The 4,982-nt window shown below is 74.1% G+C and carries 4 protein-coding genes; 3 read left to right on the plus strand and 1 reads right to left on the minus strand.

All coding sequences use genetic code 11. The features are described 5' to 3' along the window. From GA0115242_RS35835 to GA0115242_RS35845, 3 genes are all read left to right on the plus strand, one after another. Positions 1-943, plus strand: a 943-nt coding sequence (locus GA0115242_RS35835; protein ID WP_107461571.1) for an NAD-dependent epimerase/dehydratase family protein, incomplete at its 5' end; no start/stop codon positions are given. A 140-nt stretch (positions 944-1,083) separates the two neighbouring features. Next, entirely contained in the window at positions 1,084-2,205 is a 1,122-nt protein-coding gene (locus GA0115242_RS35840; RefSeq protein WP_093835835.1) for an epoxide hydrolase family protein, read from the plus strand. Positions 2,206-2,232: 27 nt separating this feature from the next. Continuing rightward, positions 2,233-3,459 (plus strand): cytochrome P450, encoded by a 1,227-nt coding sequence (locus tag GA0115242_RS35845; protein WP_093835836.1) that lies wholly within the window; start codon positions 2,233-2,235, stop codon positions 3,457-3,459. Positions 3,460-3,523: 64 nt separating this feature from the next. Here the strand turns inward: GA0115242_RS35845 and GA0115242_RS35850 are convergent. After that, positions 3,524-4,982 (minus strand): alpha/beta fold hydrolase (locus GA0115242_RS35850; protein ID WP_202556373.1); only part of this gene is annotated, 1,459 nt, incomplete at its 5' end.

The following is a 4,982-nucleotide window of genomic DNA, read 5'->3' on the forward strand; positions in this document are numbered from 1 at the left end:
CGGCACCGGCTGCGTGGGCCGCCACGTCTGCGCCGCGTTCGCGGCCCGCGGGCACCGGGTGGTGGCGGTCGCCAGGCGGCCCTCGCCCGCGGTGGGCGCCCACCGGTTCGTGCCGCTGGACGCCGCCGGGTGCACGCCGGGTGAACTCGCCGCCGTCCTGGCCGCCGAGGGGGTCGGCACGGTCGTCAACGCGACCCTCGGCTGGGGCCGCACCGAGGCCGAGATGGGCCGCACCAACGTGGGGCTCGTGGAGCGGCTGCTCGACGCGCTGCGCGGCCTCGACGACCCGCCGCGCCTGGTGCAGCTGGGCACCATCCACGAATACGGTCCCGTGCCGCACGGCACGCTGCTCGACGAGCGGGTGCCGCCCCGGCCGCAGACCCTGTACGCGCGGGCGAAACTCACTGCCTCGCGCTCGGTGCTGGCCGCGGTCGGCGCCGAGGGCCTGGACGCCACGGTGCTGCGCGTGACGAACACGATCGGCCCCTACCCGGCCCCCGACAGCCTCTTCGGCTCGCTCGCCGCCCGGCTGCGCGACGACACGCAGGGCGCCGGGGTCGAACTGGCGCTGGCCGACGCCCGACGGGACTACGTCGACGTCAGGGACGCCTCGCGGGCCGTCGTCCTGGCGGCGGAGAGCACGGCGGGCGACCCGCTGCTGAACATCGGCTCGGGCGCGGCGCGCCATCTGAGCGAGCTGGTCGACGCCCTGGTCAGGGCGGGAGGGCTGACGCCGGACGCGATCAGACGACGCCACGGCGACGCGGCGGGACGCAGCGCGGGCGCCGACTGGATCCAGGTCGACGCCACCCGCGCCCGCCGGTTGCTCGGCTGGCGTCCACGCCACGACGTCGACACGTCCATGCGCGACCTCTGGTCCACGGTCCGCCCGACGGCCCCGGCCCCGGCCCCGGCTTCCGGAGGGGACGGACGGCGGGGGTGACGGGACGGTGGTCCCTCCGCCGGGCCCCGGCCGGGCAGCCCACCCCCGCTGCACGCGGACTCGAGCCCCGTTCGACAGGGGCGCGCGACCTTGGGGGACGGTCCGTCCGGAGCGTTCCGGGCGGTCGGAAAGGAGCTCGTATGAACTCGCCCCTCACCCCGTACCGGGTGCGCGTCCCCGGGGAACGCCTCGACGATCTGCGGCGGCGGCTCGCCCGTACCCGCTGGCCCGAAGCCGAGACGGTCGACGACTGGTCGCAGGGGATGCCCCTCGCCTACGCGAAGGACCTCGCCGGGTACTGGGAGCGGCACTACGACTGGCGGGCGACCGAGGCCCGGCTGAACGCCGTCGAACAGTTCCGTACCGACATCGACGGGGTGGCCGTCCACCTCCTGCACGCCCGCTCACCGCACCCGGGCGCCCTGCCGCTGCTGGTCAGCCACGGCTGGCCCGGCTCGGTCGTGGAGTTCCTCGACATCATCGGGCCGCTCACCGATCCGCCCGACCCGGCGGACGCTTTCCACGTCATCTGCCCGTCGCTGCCCGGACACGGCTTCAGCGGCAAACCGTCCGGTGGCGGCTGGCCGGTGGAGCGGATCGCGGCCGCCTGGGCGACCCTGCCGGCCCGGCTCGGCTACCGGCGCTACGGCGCGCACGGCGTCGACTGGGGGTCCTTCGTCACCGCCGCCCTGGCCGAGACGGACCCCGGGGGGCTTGCCGGCATCCATCTGACGATGCCGTTCGCGCGGCCGCCCGAGGAGCAGGTCGCGCTGGACGAACGCGACCTGGCGGGGCTGGCCGCGATGAAGCGGTTCCAGGAGCAGGAGGGCGGCTACTCGGTCCTCCAGAGCACCCGCCCGCAGACCCTCGGGTACGCCCTGACCGACTCGCCCGCCGGGCAGTTGGCGTGGATGGCCGAGAAGTACTGGGCGTGGAGCGACCACGACGGCGACCTGGACAAGGCCATCCCCCGCGACCGGCTCCTCGACGCCGTCTCGGTGGGCTGGTTCCGCGCGACGGCGGCGTCCTCGGCCCGCATCTACTGGGAGAGCCAGAACCGGCTGGCCCTCGCCCCGGTACGGGTACCGACCGCGGTCTCCAACTTCCCGAAGGACGGCCGGATGCCGCGCCCGTGGATCGCGGCCAGGTTCACCGATCTGCGCCGCTGGACGGACCACCCGGCCGGCGGCCACTTCCCGGCCCTCGAACAGAGCGACGCGCTCGTCGAGGAACTGCGCGCCTTCTTCCGCACCCTGCGTTGACGCCATGCCCTCAGGAGGGAAACACCCGTGACGACTTCGAGCGAGACCGAGGCCGGCCCCGCGCCGGAGGACAAGACCTTCCCCTACCGGCGGAAGTGCCCCTTCAGCGCGCCCCCCCAGTACGCCGCGATGACCGAACGGGACGTCTCCCAGGTCGAGCTGCGCGGCTCGGGGCTACGGATCTGGGCGGTCACCGGATACGAGACGATCAGGCGGCTGCTCACCGACCCGCGGGTGAGCGCGTCCCGCAAGCACGCGAACTTCCCGTTCTACTTCGTCGCCCCGCCCGAGTACCGCACCGAGACGTCCTTCATCGGCTACGACGGCGACGCGCACGTCCGCACCCGCCGCAAGGCCGCGCTCACCTTCACCCACCGCCAGGTGCAGCGGCTGCGGCCGCGTGTCGAGGAGATCGTCGACACCCACCTCGACGCCATGCTGGCGCTGACGCCCCCGGTGGACATGCACCGGGTCTTCTCGCTCGCCGTCCCGATGACCGTGATCTGTGAACTCCTCGGCATCCCGCAGGACCGGCACGACTTCTTCATCAAGCACGGCACGGCCCTGCTCGGCGGGCACAGCAGCACCGCGGAACGGCAGGCGGCGATCCTGGAGGTCAACGCGTACATCAGCGACCTGATCCTGGCCAAGCGCCGGGAGCCGGGCGAGGACCTGCTCAGCCGGGCCATCGCGGACTACGAGGCGTCGGGCGAGGAGTACACGGACCGGGACCTGTTCAACATGGTCAGGCTGCTGATGAACGGCGGGCACGAGACCACCGCGAGCCAGATCTCGCTGGGCACCGCATGCCTCCTGGAACACCCCGACCAGTTGGAGCTGCTGCGCTCCGATCCTGCGCTGGTGAAGCCCGCCGTCGAGGAACTCATCAGGTTCGCCACCATCGGCGACACCGCCGTGCCCCGGGTGGCCCTCGCCGACATCGAGGTCGGCGGCACCCTGATCCGGAAGGGCGACGGCATCCTCTGCCTGGGGCTGGCCGCCAACCGGGACCCCGAAGTCTTCCCCGACCCCGACCGGCTCGACATCACCCGGGGCAGCCGCAAACACCTCGGCTTCGGCCACGGGGTGCACCACTGCATCGGCGCCGACCTGGCCCGTCTGGAGCTGGAGATCGTGTGGAGCACGCTGTTCCAGCGCATCCCTACGCTGCGACTCGCCAAGCCCTTCGACAGCATCCCGCGCAAGGAGGGCGCGGTCATCTACAGCCTGTGGGAGCTGCCGGTCGCCTGGTGAACGCGTCCGCTCGTACGGACGGCTCCGTCCCGAGGCCGCCTCGGGACGGAGCCGTCCGCGCGCTTCAGAGGGCGTCGGCGGGAATGCCGGGGCGGGCCGCCGCACCCCGGCAGGTGGTGTCCTCGGCGGGCAACACCCCGTCCACCAGGTACCGGTGCACGACCTCGTCGACGCGCGGGTTGGCGCCGAGCACGTAGATCTCGTGCTCCCCGGAGTCCGTGACGGTCAGCAGCCGGTGGCCGAGCAGCTCCGCCATGGCGACGCCGCCCGCGTAGTGGTCCATGGGGTCGCCGTCGGCCTGCACGACCAGGCCCTGCGGATAGCCGTCCCGGCGCAGCACGGTCGGCGGCTCGGCCGGTTCGAAGGTGCGGAACGCGCCGACCCACGGCTGCGCCCGCAGCACTCCGTAGCCGTAGGGGAACCGCTTGCGGAAGTCCCGCATGTCCGTGTAGTAGACCTCCAGGTCGGCGGGCCACTCGTGCTCCAGGGTCACCGCCTCGAGGACACCGATGCGGCGGGTGCCCTCGCTGTCCGCGGGCCGCCAGGTGCTCTGCTCGGCGAGCAGTTCCTCGCAGGCCCGCGGTCCCGCGCCGCCGGGCGCCGCGACGGCCAGCAACGCGCCGACGGCGCGGGCGAGTTCGGCCCAGCGGGCGCGGTCGGCCGAGCGGGTGCCGACCGCGCCGTCGAGGAGGGTGCGCAGCCGGACGCCGCCCGGCTGGCCCTCCAGCAGGGCGGCGGCCCGCTCGACGGCGTTGAGGACCTGGCCCCGGCCGCGGCCGAGGCCGAAGACGGTGTGCCGCTGCCCGGTCCAGCGGGCCCACTGGTTGACGTTGCGGTGGACGGCGTCGCCCTGCCACAGGAACTGCTCGCGCCAGCTCCACCGGGGTCCGACGCAGGAGTCGAGCACGCTGCGGTCCAGGTGGGCCGGGAACATGCTGCCGTAGACGGCTCCGACGTAGGCGCCGTAGGCGTAGCCGACGAAGCTGATCCGGCTCTCGCCGAGGGCCCGGCGGATCAGGTCCATGTCCCGGGCGGTGTTGCGGGTGCTGATGTGCCGGCGCAGCGCTCCCCCGCCCCGCTGACAGGCCAGTTCCCGCTGCCGCATGTCCTCCGCGAGCTGCGGGAACACCGCGTCGGGCGGCCGGGAGTCGAACGGCGCGGCGGGGGTGTGGACCTCGGCGTACAGCGGCGTCGAGGCACCGGTGCCGCGCGGGTCGAAGCCGATCAGGTCGTAGACCTGGTGGAGTCCGGTCTCCGCGAACCGCGCCGGCAGGGACGTGCCGAGGCCGCCGTCGCCGCCGGGCCCGCCGTCGACGGCGAGCAGGACGCCCCGGCGGCGCGCGGGGTCGGCGGCGCGCAGCCTGCTCACGGCGAGCGTGACGCGGTCGCCCGCCGGGTCCGTGTGGTCACGGGGGACGTCGAGGGTCGTGTACTCGGTGCCGGGGACGGCAGGGCGGTCGTCGAACGGCTCCGCCGACCAGCGCGGGCGCGGGGCGGGGAACTCACGGGGGACCCGCGCCGTA

The organism is Streptomyces sp. SolWspMP-5a-2 (assembly GCF_900091845.1).
GTDB classification, from domain to species: domain Bacteria; phylum Actinomycetota; class Actinomycetes; order Streptomycetales; family Streptomycetaceae; genus Streptomyces; species Streptomyces doudnae.